The following is a 17,147-nucleotide window of genomic DNA, read 5'->3' as shown; positions in this document are numbered from 1 at the left end:
CCCTACGCGGGGCGGGCGCGGAAAGCAGTGGCCTTGACAGGACCTCCCCATTTCGCTAACCAAGTTAGCGAGTGGGGGCGTCAGGCCGGAGCGAGGGCGGCGTCGATCAGGACCTCGGCGGCGCGGCGCGCGTGCACGGCGGCCTCCGGGTCCGCGCCGATCGCCGCGGTACTCTGCGCGCCCTCCGCGAGGAGAGAGAGCTGGGCGGCCAGACCCGCCGGGGCACCGGTGTCCGCGACGAGCTCCGCCATGTACTGCTGGAACGAGGCCTTGTGCGCGCGGACGATCGCGGCCACCTCGGGGCTCGTTCCCCCGAGCTCGCCGAACGCGTTGATGAAGGCGCAGCCCCGGAACCCGTCGCTGCAGAACCAGTCCTCCAGGTAGCCGTAGACCGCGAGGAGGCGGGCGCGCGGGTCGTCGCCGCTCTGCGCTACGGCCGCCGTGAGCCCCTGCTCCCACTCGGCGTGCTTCCGGGTGAGCACCGCGGCGACGATGTCGGTCTTCGCCGGGAACAGCGAGTACACGCGCCGCAGCGACACCCCGGCGGCAGCCCGCAGCTCGTCCATGCCGACCGCCGCGTAGCCCTTGCGGTAGTACAGCTCCTCCGCGGCGGAGAGGATGCGTTCGCGGGCCTCGTCTTCGGTCATGTCCAGAAGTCTACTTGACACGAGAACGAACGTTCTCTAGATTGATCACATCAGGCGAGAACGATCGTTCTCACCGGCACCGAAAGGAACACATCATGGGTTACATCACCGTCGGCACCGAGAACACCACCCCGATCGAGCTCTACTACGAAGACCAGGGCAGCGGCCAGCCCGTCGTCCTGATCCACGGCTATCCGCTCAACGGCCACAGCTGGGAGCGCCAGACCCGCGAGCTCCTCGCCCAGGGGTACCGCGTCATCACCTACGACCGCCGCGGCTTCGGGCAGTCCTCCAAGGTCGGCTCCGGCTACGACTACGACACCTTCGCCGCCGACCTGAACACGGTGCTCGAGACCCTCGACCTCCGCGACGTCGTGCTCGTCGGGTTCTCCATGGGCACCGGCGAGCTCGCCCGCTACGTCGGCCGCTACGGTCACGAGCGCGTCGCGAAGCTCGCCTTCCTCGCGTCGCTCGAGCCCTTCCTCGTGCAGCGCGACGACAACCCGGAAGGCGTGCCGCAGGAGGTCTTCGACGGGATCGAGGCCGCCGCCAAGGGCGACCGCTACGCCTGGTTCACCCAGTTCTACACGGACTTCTACAACCTCGACGAGAACCTCGGCACGCGCATCAGCCAGCAGGTCGTCGACGCGAACTGGAACCTCTCCGTCACCAGCGCCCCGGTCGCCGCGTATGCCGTGGTCCCGACCTGGATCGAGGACTTCCGCGACGACGTGAAGGCCGTGGCCGCCGCCGGCAAGCCCACCCTCATCCTGCACGGCACGAAGGACAACATCCTGCCGATCGACGCGACCGCCCGCCGCTTCCGCCAGGCCGTGCCCGAGGCCGAGTACGTCGAGGTCGAGGGCGCCCCGCACGGCCTCCTCTGGACCCACGCCGACGAGGTCAACGCCGCGCTGACGCAGTTCCTGGCCCGGTAACCCCGTTCGAATCGCCCAAATGGCCCCATTTCCTCCGGGAATGGGGCCATTTGCGCGATTCGAAGCGGGTCAGCGGGAGCGCCAGAGCAGCCAGACGAAGTACGGGGCGCCGATCAGCGCGACCACGAGGCCCGCCGGAAGCTGCGCGGGGGCGATCACCGTCCGGCCGATGGTGTCCGCGATGCCGACGAGCAGCCCGCCGAGGAGCACCGCCGTCGGGATCACCCGCGAGTGCCGTGCGCCCACCAGTGCCCGCGCGGCATGCGGCGCCACCAGCCCCACGAAGCCGATGACCCCGATCGCCGTCACGCTCAGCGCCGCCAGGACGGCCACCACCAGCAGCAGCGTCAACCGGACGGGCTCCAGCCGGATGCCGACCAGTCGCGGGGTGTCCTCATCGAGCGACAGCACGTCGAGCTCTCGGCGACTCATCACCACGAACGGCACCGCGATCACGAGGACGATCGCCAGCGGGACGACCTGCTCCCACACACGCCCGTAGGTCGTGCCGGAGAGCCAGGTGTAGATCTTCGGGGTGTCCCACGGGTTCGACCGCAGCAGGAGGAAGGTCGTGAGGGAGACCGTGAAGTACGAGACCCCGATGCCGATCAGCAGGAACCGGTCCGCGTTCAGGCCTCCCCGCCACGACAGCAGGTAGACGAGGGCGAAGGCGAGCAGCGAGCCCGTGACGGCTCCCGCGATCATCCCGCCCGTCGACGACGTGATGCTCGTGATCACCAGCACCGCGCCGAGCCCGCCGCCGCCGGTGACGCCGAGGATGCCCGGGTCGGCGAGCGGGTTGCGGCTCACCCCCTGGATCACGGCGCCGGAGAGGGCGAGCGCGGCGCCGGCGACCACGGCGGCCACGATCCGCGGCGCGCGCTCGTCGAGGGCGAAGGCGATGGGCGCGGGAGCCTGGCTCTGCAGCCACAGCGCGATGTCGCCGGTGAGCAGCCAGGTGTGCCCGGCGAGCAGTCCGAGCAGGAGCACCCCGACCAGGCCGAGGGCGACGAGGGCGAGGGTGATCCGGAAGCGCAGGCGGCTGCGGACGCCGAAGCGCACCCGCGGAGGCTCGCGCGTGGGACCGGCGTCGCGGAGGCGCCGGGCCATGAGCACGAGCACGATCGCGCCGAGCAGCGTCGTCGCGACGCCGGTCGGGATGAGGATCGCAGCCTCCGCGCCGATGAGCGCGCGCAGGAGGGCGTCGGAGAGGATGACGACGAGGGCGCCGAGGAGCCCCGCCGCGGGGATCAGCAGCACGTGGCGGTTCAGGCTCGGCACCACCCGCGTCAGCAGCCGCGCGAGCACCGGCGCGCACAGCCCCACGAATCCCATCGGCCCGGCGAGCGTCACCGCGACCGCCGTGAGGGTGACCGCGAGCAGGATCCCGATGGTCCTGGTCGACCGGATCGGCACGCCGAGCGACGAGGCGGTGTCGTCCCCCAGCGTGAGGATGTCCAGGCGCCGCGCGAGCACGAGGGCCAGCACCGTGACGACCACGACGACCGGCGCCGCCTGGAGGAACGCGGTGAGTCCGAGCTGCGACAGGCTCCCGCTCCCCCAGGCGAGCAGTCCCTTGGTCTCCTCGTCGAACAGGATGAGCAGCGTCGAGGTCGCGGCCTGGAAGGCGAGCGCCAGCGCGGAGCCCGCGAGGATGAGGCGGGTCGTGGACGACCCCGCCCCGCCGGCGAGTCCGAGCACGATGCCCGCGGCGACGATGCCGCCCGCGAACGCCACCGCGCCGGAGGCCCACACCGGCACGGCGATCCCGAACGCGGCGAGCGCCGTGACGGCGAGGTAGGCCCCGGCGGTCACGCCCAGCGTGTCCGGCGACGCGAGGGCATTGCGGGCGAGGGACTGCAGCAGGATGCCGGCGACCCCGAGGGCCACGCCCACCGCGACACCGGCGGCGAGCCGCGGCACCCGCGAGCCCCAGAGGATGTCGGTGTCGGCGAACACCACGCCGCTCGTGCCCTGGGTGAGGTGCCAGCAGGCGACCGCGACCAGCACGACGGCGAGAGCGACGAGCACGCCGACGCCCGTCCACACCGCGGGCTTCCGACCCTCCGCCTCCACGGGGACGGCGGACGCCGGGGCGTCGGGCTCCGCGGTCGCCGTCGTGTCGTCGAGGCGGAGGGTCTCCGTCACTTCGAGAGCACCTCGAGGTAGCCGTCGATGATCTGCGCGGTCGAGCGCGGGCCGCCGAAGGTCCAGATGCCGGCCGGGAACGCAGTCAGGCGGTCCTCCGCCACCGCGGGGAGCGAGGTCCAGGCGGGGTTGTCCGCGAGGGCGTCGACGAAGCTCTCGGAATCCGGGTCCGCGGTGCCGGTGTAGAACAGGTTCGCGTCGCCGACCGTCGTCATGCCCTCGACATCGGTCTGTCCGAGGCCGTACACGGGGTCGACCTCGCCGGTCCAGGCGTTCGTCAGCCCGAGCTCCTCGCCCACCTCGCCGACGAGCGAGCCCTGGCCGAACGGACGCAGCGCCACGTTGCCGCCGTCGACCCAGCCGTCGAAGAACACGAAGTCGGTCGTGGCGAGGTCGCGGTCGGCGAGCTCGGCCTTCGCGGTGTCGAGGTGGTCCTGGAACTCCTCGGTGACGACGTCGGCCCGCTCCTCGCGGCCGGTGACCTGCGCGATGAGGTCGAAGGTGTTCAGCATCTTCGCGATCGGGTCCTTCGCATCGGCGCCGATCGTCGCGAGCACGGGCACGTCGTAGGCCTCGAGCTGCGCGACGATGGGGTCGTCCGCGGCGTTGACCTCGACGATCACGAGGTCGGGATCGGTGCCGAACAGCGTCTCCAGGTTCGGCTCCTGACGGGTGCCCACGTCCACGACGCCTTCCGGCAGCTCCTCCGCCGTGACCCAGGTGCTGTACCCCTCGGCGTCGGCCACCGCGACCGGCGTCACGCACAGCGACAGGGCGTCCTCAATCTGCTGCCACTCGAGCACCGCGATCCGCTCGGCCGGCTTGTCGAGCTCCACCGTGCGGCCGAGATCGTCGGTGACGGAGACCGCCCCGGTCGAGGTGCTCGTGGTGTCGTCCGTGCAGCCCGCGCTCGTCGAGGTCGGGGCGTCGGACCCCTCGGCGGACGGCGTCTGCGTGGTGCCGCAGCCGGCGAGCGCGAGGGTGAGGGCGCCGCCGAGGGCGAGCACGGCGAGGGGGGTCTTCTTCATCGGTGGTTCCTTCAGGGGTCGGGATCAGGAGGCGGAAGGAGTGCGGAGGCGACCGTGGTGGCGGCCGCGCGGACGCACCCGCACCAGGCCGGTCTCCTCGTCGAGGGCGGTGTCGATGCGCAGGCCGTACACGTGCGACAGGTTCTCGCCGGTGAGCACCGCGGCGGGCGCCCCCGCCGCGTGGACCCGGCCGCGGTGCATCAGCACGACGTCGTCGGCGACCGAGGCGGCGTGGTCGAGGTCATGCAGCACGACGCCGAGCGCGGTGCCGTGGTCGTCGGCGAGCTCCCGCACCAGATCGAGGGTCTCCACCTGGTAGCGCAGGTCGAGGTGGTTGGTCGGCTCGTCGAGCAGCAGCACCCCGGTGTCCTGGGCGAGTGCGGTCGCCAGCCAGACGCGCTGCAGCTCGCCGCCGGAGAGCTGGTCGACCGGACGGGCGGCCATCGCGGACAGGCCGGTGAGGGCGAGGGCGCGCGCCACGGCGGCACGGTCGGCATCGCTCACGCCGGAGAACCGCCCGCGGTGCGGGTGGCGGCCGTAGGCGACCACGTCGGAGACCTCGATCCCGGACGGGTGCGGCCGGGACTGCGACAGCATCGCGACGGTCTTCGCGAACTCCTTGGCGGAGAGGGTGGCGGCGTCGCGCGACTCCGCGCCGCCGACGCTCACGGTCCCCGCCTCGATGCGGTGCAGCCGCGCGAGGGCGCGGAGGACGGTCGACTTGCCGCTGCCGTTCGGTCCGATCAGCGCGGTCACCCGGCCCGGCGCGAGGCGCAGGGAGACGTCGTGCACGACCCGGGTGCGGCCGTAGCCGAGGACGAGGGATTCCCCCGCGAGGCTGTGGCGATCGATGGCGTCGGTCATCTCAGCCCCGCATCGCGACGCCGCGGCGCCAGTAGCCCATGAACGCGACCTGCGCGCGGTCGATCCCGAGGTCCTTCACGAGGTGCCGACGCAGCGTCGTCACGACACCGCTCTCGCCCGCGATCCAGAAGTAGCGGCCGGCCGCGTCGTCGGGCGCGATCTCCTCTCCCAGGCTCGAGTACTCCGGGGTCTCCCAGAGGAGGTCCTCCCCCTCGATGTCGGTGACGCGGATCTCGTCCCCGGCATCGTCGTCGCCCAGGTGCTCGAGCACCGCGGGGATGAGGCGGAACCCGTGCGGCTCTCCGGCGTCGCGCGGCAGCCAGTGCACGTCCACCCCCGCCGGAACGTCGATCGCGAGGACGTCCGCGGGCGACGGCACCTCGATGAACGCCGTGCCGCGGAGGTCGCGCGGGGCGTCCTCCAGGATGCGGGCGATGGCGGGGGCCGCGGTCTCATCCCCGACGAGGACCACCGAGGTCGCCGCCCCCGGGGCGTACTCCGCGCCGCCGTGCGCGACGACGCCCCGACGCGGGCCGACCAGCCACAGCTCCTGGCCCACCGCGGCCGTGCTCGCCCACCGAGAGGCCGGACCGGTAAGCCCCGGCTCCAGGTGCAGCACGAAGTCGATGTCGACCTCGGTGCGGCCGTCGTCGTCGACCCGCAGGTCACGGACGGAGTAGGTGCGCATCGAGCCGCGCTCCTCCTCCGGGACGGCCAGGTACGAACCCCACCAGTCGTACGTCGACCGGTCGATCTCCGCGAGCACGCCGGACGCGGGCGGGAAGACGAGCTTCACCCGGCTGTCGTACACCTCCCCCGGCGTCCCCAGCTCGCTGAGCTCCTCGCCGCCGAGGGTCACCCGCACGAACGACGGGGAGACGCGGGAGACGGCGCGCACCTCCGCGCGGGTGAGGATGTAGGTCGGGCGCTCGGTCGTGGTGGATTCAGCGGACATGATGCCTTCCGATGGGGGTGACCATCGGCTTGCCGGAGACCGGGTCGATGGTGATCTGGTTGGGGAGGCCGAAGACCTCCTGCACGAGCTCGGCGGTGACGACGTCCTGGGGGGCGCCGATCGCGTGCACGCGGCCGTCCTTCATGGCGACCAGCTCGTCGGCGTAGCGCGCGGCGAGGTTGAGGTCGTGCAGCACCATGACGATCGTGGTGCCGCGGGCCACGCTGAGGTCGGTGAGCAGGTCGAGCACCTCGACCTGGTGGGCGACGTCGAGGAACGTCGTCGGCTCGTCCAGCAGCAGGATGTCGGTCTCCTGCGCGAGGGCCATCGCGATCCAGACGCGCTGCCGCTGACCGCCGGAGAGCTCGTCCACGCTGCGGTCGGCGAGGTCGCTGATGCCGGTCGCGTCCAGGGCGTCGGCGACGACCTCGTAGTCGTGCGCACTCCACCGCGACAGGGCCCGCTGGTGGGGGTGACGCCCGCGACCGACGAGGTCGGCGACGGCGATGCCCTCGGGGGCCACGGGCGACTGGGGCAGGAGGCCGAGGATGCGCGCGACCTCCTTCGTGGGCCGGGCGTGGATCGACTTCCCGTCGAGCACGACCTCTCCGTCCCCCGGGGACAGCAGCCGGGCGAGGGCACGCAGCAGCGTCGACTTGCCGCAGCCGTTCGCGCCGACGATCGTGGTGATCTTCCCCGGCGCGATCTGCAGGTCGAGGCCCTCGACGACGGTGCGGTCGCCGTACGAGAGGGTGACCCCCTCGGCGGACAGGCGGTGGGCGGCGGTCACAGCGAGCCTCCGGTGCGGTTGGTGCGGATGAGCAGATAGATGAGGTACGGCGCGCCGACCACGCCGGTGACCACGCCGACCGGGTAGCGCGCGCCGAGCGCGAACTGGGCGATGAGGTCGCCGCCGAGCACGAGCACCGCGCCGACGAGGCCGCTGGGCAGCAGCAGCGTGGCGCCGGGACCGGTGAGCCGCGCGGCGATGGGTCCGGCCATGAACGCGACGAACGCGATCGGCCCGGTGGCGGCGGTCGCGAAGGCGAGGAGGGCCACGGCGCCGAGGATGAAGACGAGGCGCGTGGCGGTGACCCGCACGCCGAGCCCCGCGGCGGAGTCGTCGCCGAGCTGGAGCGTGCCCAGCGCCCGCCCCTGCGAGAGCAGCAGCGGCACGAGGATCGCGGCGGCGATCGCCATCGGCAGCACCCGCTCCCAGGACGCGTTGTTGAGGCTGCCGGTGAGCCACTGCATCGCGGTCTGGATGTCCCAGTTCGCGGCCCGGGACAGCAGGTAGGAGATGACGCTCTGCAGCATCGCCGCGACGCCGATCCCGATGAGGATGAGGCGGGTGCCCGCGAAGCCGCCCTTGATGGCGAGGAGGTAGATCGCCAGCGCCGTCACGAGGGCGCCGACGAGCGCGAGGAGCGAGACGGCAGGGCCGTTGAGCGAGAGCACGACGATGCCGAACACCGCGGCGGCGCCGGCGCCGTTCGAGATGCCGATGATGTCCGGCGAGGCGAGCGGGTTGCGCAGCATGGTCTGGAAGGTGACGCCCGCCATGCCGAACGCGAGGCCCGTGAGGATCGCGAGGACGGCGCGCGGCAGGCGCAGGTCGCCGACGGTGAACGACGCACCGGGCACCGTCTCGCCGAGGATCACGCGGATGACCTCGTCGAGCGGGTAGAACGTGTTGCCGACCATGAGCGCCACGACGAACAGCACGATCACGACGACCCCGAGGGCGAGCGTGACCACGGCATGACGGCGGTGGCGTGCCCGGCGGCCGGCGATGATGCGCGCGGTGCGGGCGGCGGCGGACTCGTCGCCGCGGACGAGGGTGTGCTCGGTCGTGCTCACAGCTCCCGCACCTTCTGTCGGCGGACGATCCAGATGAAGAACGGCGCCCCGATGATCGCGGTGATGATGCCGACCTGGATCTCCTCGGACGACGGCGAGATCACGCGGCCGACGATGTCGCTCGCGGTGAGCAGCGCGGCACCGGCGAGGGCCGAGAAGGGCAGCAGCCAGCGGTGGTCTGTGCCCACGAGCATCCGGCACATGTGCGGGACGATGAGCCCGACGAACCCGATCGGTCCCGCGATGGCCGTCGCCGCGCCGGCGAGGATGACCGCGCCGAGGGCCGACAGCATCCGGGTGCGCAGCACGTGCTCGCCGAGGCCCTTGGCCATGTCGTCGCCGAGCGCGAGGGAGTTCATGCCCCGGGCGCACAGGAAGCAGATGAGGGCGCCGCCCACGAGGACCGGGGCGGTGATCGCGATCCGCGGCCACTCCGCCCCGCCGACGCCGCCGATCTGCCACGACTGGAACGTCTGCAGCAGGTCGACCCGCGGCAGCATGACCGCGCTGATGAGCGAGGCGAACGCGGCGGAGGTCGCCGCCCCCGCGAGAACCAGCTTGAGCGGGGTGGCTCCGCCGCGACCGAGGGAGCCGACGGCGTACACGAAGACGGCGGCGGCCGCGGCGCCGACGATCGCGAAGGCCATCTGCCCGTAGGGGTTGCTGAGTCCGAAGAACGCGATGCCGAGGACGACCGCGAAGGAGGCGCCGTTCGAGACCCCCAGGATGCCGGGGTCGGCGACGGGGTTGCGGGTGACGGCCTGCATGGTCGCCCCGGCGAGAGCGAGGGCCGCCCCCACGAGGAGCGCGAGCACCGTGCGCGGGATGCGCTTGACGACCGCGGCCTGGGCGATCGTGTCGGTCTGGCCGGAGAGCGCCGCGAGGATGTCGTCGAGCGTGACCGCCCGCACCCCGAACGACACCGAGAGCACGACGAGCACGAGGATCACTCCGACCCCGGCGAGCAGCCAGAGGGTGCGCACCACCGTCGGACGCCGCAGGGTGGCGGCGTCCGACGCGAGGACGGGTGCTGAGATCACGACGACTCTCCGCTGGGGGGCGGACGCGGAGCTTACTTCGCGAGCGGCACGGCGAGGATGGCCAGGTAGTCCTCGAGACCCCACGGGATCGACAGCGCCGACGGGTTCGCCGATGCGGCGATGGGGGTGGCGTCCGGGAGGATCGCGACGCGGCCCTCCGCGATGGCGGGGATCTTCGACAGCAGCGGGTCGGCCTGCAGCGTGGCCAGGGTGGAGTCGTCGCCGTAGGTCACCAGCACGTCCACGTCGTCGAACTTCTGCGCCTCCTCGGCGCTCACCTGCAGGTAGAACTGGTCGCTGTCCGCGTTCTCCTCCCCGATCGCGGGGAGCGGCAGGCCGAGGTCGTGCAGGTACCCGGGGCGCGTATCGGCCGCGGTGTAGTAGCCGATCTGGCTGAGGTCGCTCGGGTCGAAGTAGGCGAAGAGCACCTTCTTGCCCTCGAGTGCACTGTTGGCCGCGAGGGCGGCGTCGGCGTCGGCGTGCAGGTCCTCGATCAGGGCCTCGCCCTCGGCCTCGAGCCCCAGGGCCTTGGCGTTCATCTCGACCATGTCGTCGACGGAGGTGCCCCACGCGACGTCGGGGTAGGCGACGACCGGCGCGATCTTGGAAAGCGTGTCGTACTCCTCCTGCGTGAGGCCGGAGTAGGCGGCGAGGATCACGTCGGGAGCGGTGTCGGCCACGGCCTCGTAGTCGATGCCGTCGGTCTCGTCGAAGAGCACCGGGGTCTCGCCGCCGAGCTCATCGAGCTTCTCCTCGACCCAGGGGAGGATGCCGTTGTCGTCGTCATCGCCCCAGGTGGCCTTGCTCATGCCGACCGGGACGATGCCGAGGGCCAGCGGCACCTCGTGGTTCGCCCACGCGATCGTCGCCACGCGCTCGGGCTTCTCGTCGATGGTCGTCTCGCCGTAGACGTGCTCGATGGTGACGGGGAACGCGTCGTCGGAGGCCGGGTTGCCGCCGGTGGTCGCGGTCGACTCCGGCGCGGAGGACGAGCAGGCGGACAGCGTCACGGCGAGCGCGGCGGCCGCGCCGAGGGCGAGGAGTCGAGAGGTGCGCACAGGCGTTCCCTTCGGGATGGGAGATGGGGTGTCGACGCGAGAGCGTCCGGCCTTTGGTAAGCCTCGCCTAATCTAACACGGAGGTTAGGGCGCCCTCACTCCCGTTTCGAATCGCTCACCTTGTCGCATCCGGCGCCCGGATGCCGCAAAGTGGGCGATTCGAAAGTGCCGGGGCAGCGAAAAGCCGGCCGGACCCGTACGGATCCGGCCGGCTTCAGGAAGTCAGCGCACGCTCAGAGAGCGCGGATGTTCGCCGCCTGCATGCCCTTGGGGCCACGCTCAGCGTCGAATTCGACCTTCTGGTTCTCGCGGAGCTCCTTGAAACCGGAGCCGGCGATAGCCGAGTAGTGGGCGAAGAGGTCTTCGGTGCCGTCATCGGGAGCGATGAAGCCGAAGCCCTTCTCTGCGTTGAACCATTTCACAGTGCCAGTGGCCATGTGTTTTCTACTTTCTGTTGACCGGCCGCTCACGCGGCCTGCATCATGCCGATGATCCGACATGCATGCTCGGTCACGCTACCACGGCGGACTGACGGGACTCCCCCTCTTCGGCCGTGCGATGGGCGAGCGCCGCCTCGGTGCGCGTGCTCACGCCGAGCTTCCGCAGCACCGCCGAGACGTGGACGCTGACGGTCTTCACGCTGATGAACAGGCGCTCCCCGATCTGGCGGTTGCTCAGTCCCTCCGCGATCAGGGCGAGCACCTGCCGCTCCCTGGCCGTCAGCTGCTCCGCGTCGGCGGCCTCGCGGGGCCCGGTCGGACGCAGCCCTGCCGCCTCGCCGAACCCCGCCAGAGCCTTCTGCAGCGGCACGTGACCGAGCTCCTCCGCGGCGGTCGTCGCCGCGGCGAGCAGGGCTGCGGCCTCGGCGCGCTCTCCGTCGGCGACGTGCAGCCGGGCCCGCTCGAGCCGCAGCACCACACGGAAGGTGACCGGCACGTCGTCGCCGTCCGCGCACCGCAGCGCCTCGTCGACCGCGGCCGGACTCGGGTCGAGCAGGGCGTGCAGCACCGTCGACCACGCGTCGTCCTGCAGCTCCGGCGGCTGCGCCTCCCAGGCCGTCCGCACAGCCGCGACCGCCGCATCGACGTCGGCCCCGCCCGCACGCAGCGCCGTCACGAGGGCCCCCGCCTCCAGGAGCAGCCGCCGCTGATGCAGCAACGCCGGCCGGTCGTCCTCGAGCATCTCCCCGATCACGTCGAGCGCCCCGCGGAGGTCGCCCTGACTCTCGGCGACGGCGACCTGCATCGTGATCCGGTCGTACCAGATCTGCCGCTCCGAGACTCCGGTCTCCTCGAACGCCGGCAGCCACTCCTGCAGGGTCTCCGCAGCCTCCGCGGCCCGGCCCCGCCAGGCGAGCACCCGCACCCTGGTCATGCTCACGTACATCCGGAACACCCGCAGCGTGCCCTGCAGGAAGTCCCGGGCCAGCATGTCCTCGACCTGGTCGATCTCGCCGAGCTCGAGCAACGGCACGATCATGTTCTGCGCCATGATCGAACCCGAGGTGCGCTCGACACGGAGCTCACGAGCCCGGCGCAGACCCTCCTCGGCGACGGCGACGGCCTCCCGGTAGCGGCCCAGCAGCGTCAGCAGGTCGGAGTAGTTGACGCGGTAGCGCATCTCGGCCGTCGATCCGGCGACGAGGTCGCGCGCGCGCTCGTACTCGCGCACCCCCTCCGCGACCCGGCCGAGATGGGCCAGCGACCCGCCGCGGACGTTCGCGGCGATCGAGAGCTGATCCGTCGTGGATGCGCCCGCCGCGCGACGCTCGGCCTCGTCGGCGAGCCGGATCGCCTCCTCCCGATCGCCCGCGATCATGCGACGGCTCGCCAGCTGGTTCAGCAGCTCCGCGCGGAACGCCTCGTCGTCGACGCGCTCCGCGAGCGCGAGCGCCTCCTGGAGGAGCGGGATGGCCCCGAGGCGTCCGAGATTGACGAGATACAGCGCCTTGTTGCGGAGCAGGCGCGCGTGCAGCCGCGGGTCGACCGTCGCCGGGTCGACCTCGCTCAGCGCGACATTGGCGACCGCCAGCGCCCGCTCGCCGTCACCGGCGTTGCGGAGGACCGACCCGAGCACGTGGAGGAGGTCGAGACGTGCGAATCCCGTCGCCTGCTCCGCGTCCGGCACGAGTGGCCAGAGTTCGAGGACGAGCTCCCCGAACCGCGCCGCACTGGCGAAGGCGTACTGGGCCTTGGCCTGCCGCATGGCGTCGGCGGCGGACGCGATGGCGCGACGATCGTCCTGCGCGAGCTGCCAGTGGTGGGCCAGGGCCGCCGCGTCGCCGCCGCCGTCCTCGTCCAGCACCTCGGCGTAGGCGCGGTGCAGACGCGCGCGCTCTCCGGGCAGCAGATCGTCGTGCACGGCTTCGCGCAGCAGGGCGTGCCGGAACCGGTAGTCGTCTTCGCCGACGACGATGATGCCGCTGCGCACGGCCTCGCGGACGGCGTCGTCGACCCGATCCTCCGGAAGCTCGACGAGACGCAGCAGCAGCGGATCCGTGAGCGGCCGCTCGGCGCCGGACAGGACCTGCACCACGCGGCGCGCATCGTCTCCGAGGCGGTCGAACCGGGCGAGCAGGAGGTCGCGCAGGCTCTCCGGCAGGGGCCCCTGGGCGCACCCGGCGATCTCCTCCACGAAGAAGGGGACGCCCTCCGCCCTGACCTGCAGCCGCTCCAGCGCCGTCGCGGTCGGCGCGCGTCCCGTGATCTGCGCGACGAGCTCGCCGACGGCATGGTCGTCGAGACGCGGTACCGTCATCCGTTCGAGCAGTCGCGCCCGCGTGGCCTCGCCGATGAACCGGCTCACCGCGTCGCCTCGGCGCACGTCGTCGGTGCGGCAGGTGATGAGCAGCAGCAGGCGGCCGCGGTCGAGCGTGCGCAGGAGGAAGGAGAGGATCGCGAGGGTCGAGTCGTCGGCCCAGTGCAGGTCTTCGACGACGATGACCTGCGGCGCCAGCTCCGTGGCGGCCTCGATGAGGGAGGCGATCGCGTCGCGCAGGCGTTCGGGACTGGTGCGGTCGCGGGCGGCGGGGGCGTCGACGAGCTCGGGCAGCAGCATGCCGAGCGCCTCGACGCCCACGCCGACCGCCTCACGCACGCGCTCGGCTCCCAGCCGCTCCACGAGCGAGCGGAGGATGCCCGCGAGGGGCCCGAACGGCGCACGCGAGGCGCCGAGGTCGAGGCACCAGCCGACGTGCACGTCTGCCGCGCTCGCGATCTCGGTGCCGAACTCCCGCACCAGCCGGGTCTTGCCGATCCCGGCCTCGCCCTCGACGAGCAGCGCGGCGGGCACGCCCTGGCGTACGCCGTCGAACAGGCGGCGCATCCCGGCGATCTCGGCGTCACGCCCGACCATCGCGGCGGAGGGGGCTGGGGCCATGGACCCATCGTGCCACTCCCCCCGGACATCCGGAGAGCCGGGGAACGACAGCACGACGCCGTCCGTCATCGGGCGACGATCGGATCGCACGCTCCCGCGTGGGACGCCCGCGGCACCGGCGTTCCCCGGCGTGCGAGGCGGCGCAGGAGCCGACGCAGCGGACCCGCCGGACGCGGCACGATCTGATCCGCGTGCTCCAGGAGCATCCGGCGCCGGGCGACCGCGCGTTCGATCTGCTCCTGCTCGAAGACGGTGACCTGATGGCTGAGATACGGGTGGTCGAACATGATGTCTCCTCGACGGTTCGGTGTATCCCTACACTCCGCTCTGAGGTGCCCCCTCCACATCGGACGGATGCCCTATCTTCCGCGCCCCCTCCGCCTCCCTTCCTTATGCTGACGCAGGCCCTCACGCCGCATCAGGCTCCTGGCGCGCGAACCCGCCTGAGCTCGCGCGACTGCCTGCCCTGCCAGAGCGAGGGCCGCGCGGACGGACGGGTCCCCTCCGGTACAAGGATCGCGAGCACCCGCACGAGCGTCGTCATCCACAGCAGCCCGAGCCCGACGACGACCGCCTCCACCGCGGTCACCGGGAAGAAGCCGAGCGGCCACCACAGCAGCACGGCCGCGACCACGAGCACCCCCACCGCGACGGAGGTCACCACGAGGGCCAGGGGTCGGCCGGGGACGGTCAGCGTCGTCGCGGCGGCAGCCCCGAGGAAGAGGAGCAGCGCCGCGACGGCAGCGATGTCGTGCGGAACGGGGGCCCGGTACAGCGGCAGGAGCCCGACGGCGGCGAGCGCGAGTCCGGCCGCGGCCCACAGCACGACCACGGTCGCGATCCGGGACAGCGCGTCGTCGCCGCGCAGCCGGTGCAGGTCGCGCCCGATGTACGCGCCGACGGTGGCGACCAGCAGCCCGGCCACGACCAGGGTGCCGTTGAACGCCCAGCCCACCCCGAGCTGCGAGAAGTTCTCCTCCCACCACCGCGGGTCGACGGCGGTCACCATCGCGAACAGCGTGCCGATCACGAGGAACCCGAACAGGAGTCCGGCGAGGTCGGCCGTTCGGAGACCGATTCCGGCGCCGAACGCGAGCCGTCCGCCGACCGCGGCCGCAACCCCCGTGAGCAGCCCGCCGCCGATCGCTCCGAGCGCGAGACCCCGCAGGCCCGCCGCGAGCACCTCCGCGGTGAGCAGCACGCCCATCGCCGTCACGGCCCCGAAGGCCACGGTGAGCGCGGCGGCGGAGAGCCGTGACACCGCCCGCTGCCAGCGCGGCATCCCCGCAGCCTCCCCCCGACGGTGCAGGTGCGTGCTGAGGACGAAGGCCAGAGCCGCGATGCCCCCGGCGACTCCCGCGGCGGGCACCGCCAGACCTCCCTCACCGGTCAGCGGCCGCGGCGGACCGGTGAGGAGCAGGGCCCCGGCGAGGGCTCCCCCGACGAAGCAGACCACGGTCGCGACGACGGCCCGCGCCTCGCCGCGCAGACGCTCCCTGGTGTCCATGCGCCCATGCAAGCACGCCCGTCCGACGTCCGCAGCCCCGCACGCGACGAGGCCCGGGGCCGCAGACAGCGGTCCCGGGCCTCGACGCAGAGGCGTCAGGCGTCCACGTCACCGCGCCAGGCGCCGGTCTCGACGCCGCGGCCCTCGATGAACTCCTTGAAGTTCTTCAGATCCTTCTTCACCGCGTGGGATCCCGCGCCGACCAGCGCACCGACCTTCTCCAGCAGCCCCTCCGGCGCCCAGTCGAGCTGGACGGTCACCCGCGTGGTGTTGTCGTCGAGCTTGTGGAACGTCACGACGCCCGCGTGCTCGGTCTCGCCGCCGACGCTGTTCCACGCGACGCGCTCATCCGGGTGCTGCTCGGTGATTTCGGCGTCGAACTCACGCTCCGCGCCCCCCACGTTCACCTTCCAGTGCGTGTGGGTCTCGTCGATCTGCGTGATGGAGACGACCTCGTCGAGGAACTTCGGGAAGCTCTCGAACTGCGTCCACTGGTTGTACGCCGTGCGGACGGGAACGTCGACGTCGATGGTCTCGATGATCTGCACCATGGGGATGCTCCTCACTTGTTCGTCGTTCGTGTGCCTCCATTCAGCCTGCTGGGCGCGAGAAGGGCGATGGGGTTGACATCGGCGCGACTACCGTGGAGGTCATGCGCATCCCCGCCGCGATCCGCGCCTCCCAGCGCTCCCCCCTGCTGCAGGTGGTGAAGTCGGCCGCGGCGACCATCGCCGCGTGGCTGATCGCGGGCTGGGTCTTCCCCGGGCAGCTGCCGGTGTTCGCCGCGATCGCCGCGCTCCTGGTCGTGCAGCCCAGCGTCAACCAGTCGCTGTCGAAGGCGCTCGAGCGCAGCATCGGCGTGATCGTCGGGGTCGTCATCGCGGTCGGGCTCGGCCTGCTCCTCGGCTCGCCGAGCTGGATCGTGCTGCTGGCGATCGTCGTCGCGATGCTCGTGGCGTGGATCTTCCGGGCGTCCCCCGGCACCGGCAACCAGGTCGCGATCTCGGCGATGCTCGTGCTGGCGCTGGGGTCGTCGAGTCCGGAGTACGCGGTGGCCCGGATCGTGGAGACCCTGATCGGGGTGGTGATCGGCATCGTCGTGAACGCGCTGATCGTGCCCCCGGTGCTCGTCGAGCCGGCGCGACGGAACGTGGGGCTGCTCGGGCGGGAGCTCGCCGCGAGCCTCGACCGCCTGGCGGACGCCCTGCCCGCCCCGCAGACGCCGGCGCGGCTCCAGGAGCTCATGGTCGAGGTGCGGCTGCTGCGGCCCATGAAGGATGCCGCCGCCGCCGCGATCGCCGCCGGGGAGGAGTCGCTCACGCTGAACCCGCGGCGTTCGACCCATCGTGCCGACCTGCAGGAGCTGAAGGCGCTGCTCGACCGGCTCTCGCCCATCGTCACGCAGACCATCGGCATGACCCGCGCCTACTTCGACCACTACGACGACCGGCTCGGCGAGGAGCCCGCGGTGACCGCGATCGCCGAGCAGCTCCGCCGCGCCGGACACGACGTGCGCCTCGCCGTGCAGACCACGGCGCCCTCCGCGGAGCCCGAGCCGCTGACCTCCGCGATCCCCGCTCTGACGGCTCCGCTCGTGATCCGTCCGCCGTCCTCGCAGCACTGGATCCTCATCGGCTCCCTCATGGAAGACCTCCGTCGCATCCGCGGCGAACTCCTCGACGAGGACTGACTTCCCGACGACCCACCCCCTTTCGCGCCTCCCG

16 protein-coding genes are annotated in these 17,147 nt (G+C 72.2%); 2 read left to right on the top strand and 14 right to left on the bottom strand.

The features are described from left to right. Positions 1–80: 80 nt before the first annotated feature. Positions 81–647: a TetR/AcrR family transcriptional regulator gene (locus IZR02_RS01700; RefSeq protein WP_025104018.1), complete on the bottom strand. Its 567-nt coding sequence runs from the start codon at positions 645–647 to the stop codon at positions 81–83. A gap of 95 nt (positions 648–742) precedes the next feature. On the opposite strand from IZR02_RS01700, the gene IZR02_RS01695 reads away from it, so the two are divergent. Further along, the gene (locus IZR02_RS01695; RefSeq protein ID WP_025104019.1) at positions 743–1,585 is read left to right on the top strand and encodes an alpha/beta fold hydrolase; all 843 of its coding nucleotides are present in this window, start codon (positions 743–745) and stop codon (positions 1,583–1,585) included. Positions 1,586–1,654: 69 nt separating this feature from the next. Here the strand turns inward: IZR02_RS01695 and IZR02_RS01690 are convergent, their stop codons facing one another. From IZR02_RS01690 to IZR02_RS01630, 13 genes are all read right to left on the bottom strand, one after another. Continuing rightward, positions 1,655–3,733, bottom strand: a complete 2,079-nt coding sequence (locus IZR02_RS01690; RefSeq protein ID WP_025104020.1) for an iron ABC transporter permease — start codon at positions 3,731–3,733, stop codon at positions 1,655–1,657. After that, positions 3,730–4,761, bottom strand: coding sequence for an ABC transporter substrate-binding protein (locus IZR02_RS01685; protein WP_025104021.1), 1,032 nt, complete (start codon positions 4,759–4,761; stop codon positions 3,730–3,732). Before IZR02_RS01685 ends, IZR02_RS01690 begins: the two co-directional genes overlap by 4 nt. Before the next feature lie 24 nt (positions 4,762–4,785). Next, entirely contained in the window at positions 4,786–5,625 is an 840-nt protein-coding gene (locus IZR02_RS01680) for an ABC transporter ATP-binding protein (RefSeq protein ID WP_025104022.1), read from the bottom strand. Position 5,626: 1 nt separating this feature from the next. After that, positions 5,627–6,580: a siderophore-interacting protein gene (locus IZR02_RS01675; protein WP_025104023.1), complete on the bottom strand. Its 954-nt coding sequence runs from the start codon at positions 6,578–6,580 to the stop codon at positions 5,627–5,629. Beyond that, entirely contained in the window at positions 6,570–7,370 is an 801-nt protein-coding gene (locus IZR02_RS01670) for an ABC transporter ATP-binding protein (protein ID WP_025104024.1), read from the bottom strand. Before IZR02_RS01670 ends, IZR02_RS01675 begins: the two co-directional genes overlap by 11 nt. Next, positions 7,367–8,440, bottom strand: a complete 1,074-nt coding sequence (locus IZR02_RS01665; RefSeq protein ID WP_025104025.1) for a FecCD family ABC transporter permease — start codon at positions 8,438–8,440, stop codon at positions 7,367–7,369. Before IZR02_RS01665 ends, IZR02_RS01670 begins: the two co-directional genes overlap by 4 nt. Next, positions 8,437–9,480 carry a FecCD family ABC transporter permease gene (locus IZR02_RS01660; RefSeq protein ID WP_025104026.1) on the bottom strand — a complete coding sequence of 348 codons (1,044 nt, stop codon included), beginning with the start codon at positions 9,478–9,480 and terminating at the stop codon, positions 8,437–8,439. Before IZR02_RS01660 ends, IZR02_RS01665 begins: the two co-directional genes overlap by 4 nt. 32 nt (positions 9,481–9,512) lie before the next feature. Beyond that, positions 9,513–10,538 (bottom strand): iron-siderophore ABC transporter substrate-binding protein, encoded by a 1,026-nt coding sequence (locus tag IZR02_RS01655; protein WP_025104027.1) that lies wholly within the window; start codon positions 10,536–10,538, stop codon positions 9,513–9,515. A 233-nt stretch (positions 10,539–10,771) separates the two neighbouring features. Further along, a complete protein-coding gene (locus IZR02_RS01650) occupies positions 10,772–10,975 on the bottom strand; it encodes a cold-shock protein (RefSeq protein WP_025104028.1) in 204 nt (67 codons plus the stop codon). 73 nt (positions 10,976–11,048) lie between these two features. Beyond that, positions 11,049–13,916, bottom strand: coding sequence for a helix-turn-helix transcriptional regulator (locus IZR02_RS18005; protein ID WP_162817548.1), 2,868 nt, complete (start codon positions 13,914–13,916; stop codon positions 11,049–11,051). Positions 13,917–13,981: 65 nt separating this feature from the next. Then, positions 13,982–14,203 (bottom strand): hypothetical protein, encoded by a 222-nt coding sequence (locus IZR02_RS01640; RefSeq protein WP_025104030.1) that lies wholly within the window; start codon positions 14,201–14,203, stop codon positions 13,982–13,984. 131 nt (positions 14,204–14,334) lie between these two features. Next, positions 14,335–15,423 (bottom strand): DUF998 domain-containing protein, encoded by a 1,089-nt coding sequence (locus IZR02_RS01635; RefSeq protein WP_025104031.1) that lies wholly within the window; start codon positions 15,421–15,423, stop codon positions 14,335–14,337. A 95-nt stretch (positions 15,424–15,518) separates the two neighbouring features. Then, entirely contained in the window at positions 15,519–15,974 is a 456-nt protein-coding gene (locus tag IZR02_RS01630) for an SRPBCC family protein (RefSeq protein WP_025104032.1), read from the bottom strand. Positions 15,975–16,075: 101 nt separating this feature from the next. Here IZR02_RS01630 and IZR02_RS01625 point away from each other — a divergent pair, with 101 nt between their 5' ends. Continuing rightward, a complete protein-coding gene (locus IZR02_RS01625) occupies positions 16,076–17,113 on the top strand; it encodes an FUSC family protein (protein WP_025104033.1) in 1,038 nt (345 codons plus the stop codon). Positions 17,114–17,147: the final 34 nt, after the last annotated feature.

Source organism: Microbacterium paraoxydans (assembly GCF_019056515.1).
Lineage (GTDB): Bacteria > Actinomycetota > Actinomycetes > Actinomycetales > Microbacteriaceae > Microbacterium.
This window is presented reverse-complemented; position numbering and strand designations above follow the sequence as displayed.

Coding starts and splice junctions, on each gene's coding strand:
- IZR02_RS01625 (WP_025104033.1), top strand. CDS start 16,076: ATGCGCATCCCCGCCGCGATCCGCGCCTCCCAGCGCTCCCCCCTGCTG.
- IZR02_RS18005 (WP_162817548.1), bottom strand. CDS start 13,916: ATGGCCCCAGCCCCCTCCGCCGCGATGGTCGGGCGTGACGCCGAGATC.
- IZR02_RS01630 (WP_025104032.1), bottom strand. CDS start 15,974: ATGGTGCAGATCATCGAGACCATCGACGTCGACGTTCCCGTCCGCACG.
- IZR02_RS01695 (WP_025104019.1), top strand. CDS start 743: ATGGGTTACATCACCGTCGGCACCGAGAACACCACCCCGATCGAGCTC.
- IZR02_RS01685 (WP_025104021.1), bottom strand. CDS start 4,761: ATGAAGAAGACCCCCCTCGCCGTGCTCGCCCTCGGCGGCGCCCTCACC.
- IZR02_RS01650 (WP_025104028.1), bottom strand. CDS start 10,975: ATGGCCACTGGCACTGTGAAATGGTTCAACGCAGAGAAGGGCTTCGGC.
- IZR02_RS01680 (WP_025104022.1), bottom strand. CDS start 5,625: ATGACCGACGCCATCGATCGCCACAGCCTCGCGGGGGAATCCCTCGTC.
- IZR02_RS01635 (WP_025104031.1), bottom strand. CDS start 15,423: ATGGACACCAGGGAGCGTCTGCGCGGCGAGGCGCGGGCCGTCGTCGCG.
- IZR02_RS01640 (WP_025104030.1), bottom strand. CDS start 14,203: ATGTTCGACCACCCGTATCTCAGCCATCAGGTCACCGTCTTCGAGCAG.
- IZR02_RS01700 (WP_025104018.1), bottom strand. CDS start 647: ATGACCGAAGACGAGGCCCGCGAACGCATCCTCTCCGCCGCGGAGGAG.
- IZR02_RS01675 (WP_025104023.1), bottom strand. CDS start 6,580: ATGTCCGCTGAATCCACCACGACCGAGCGCCCGACCTACATCCTCACC.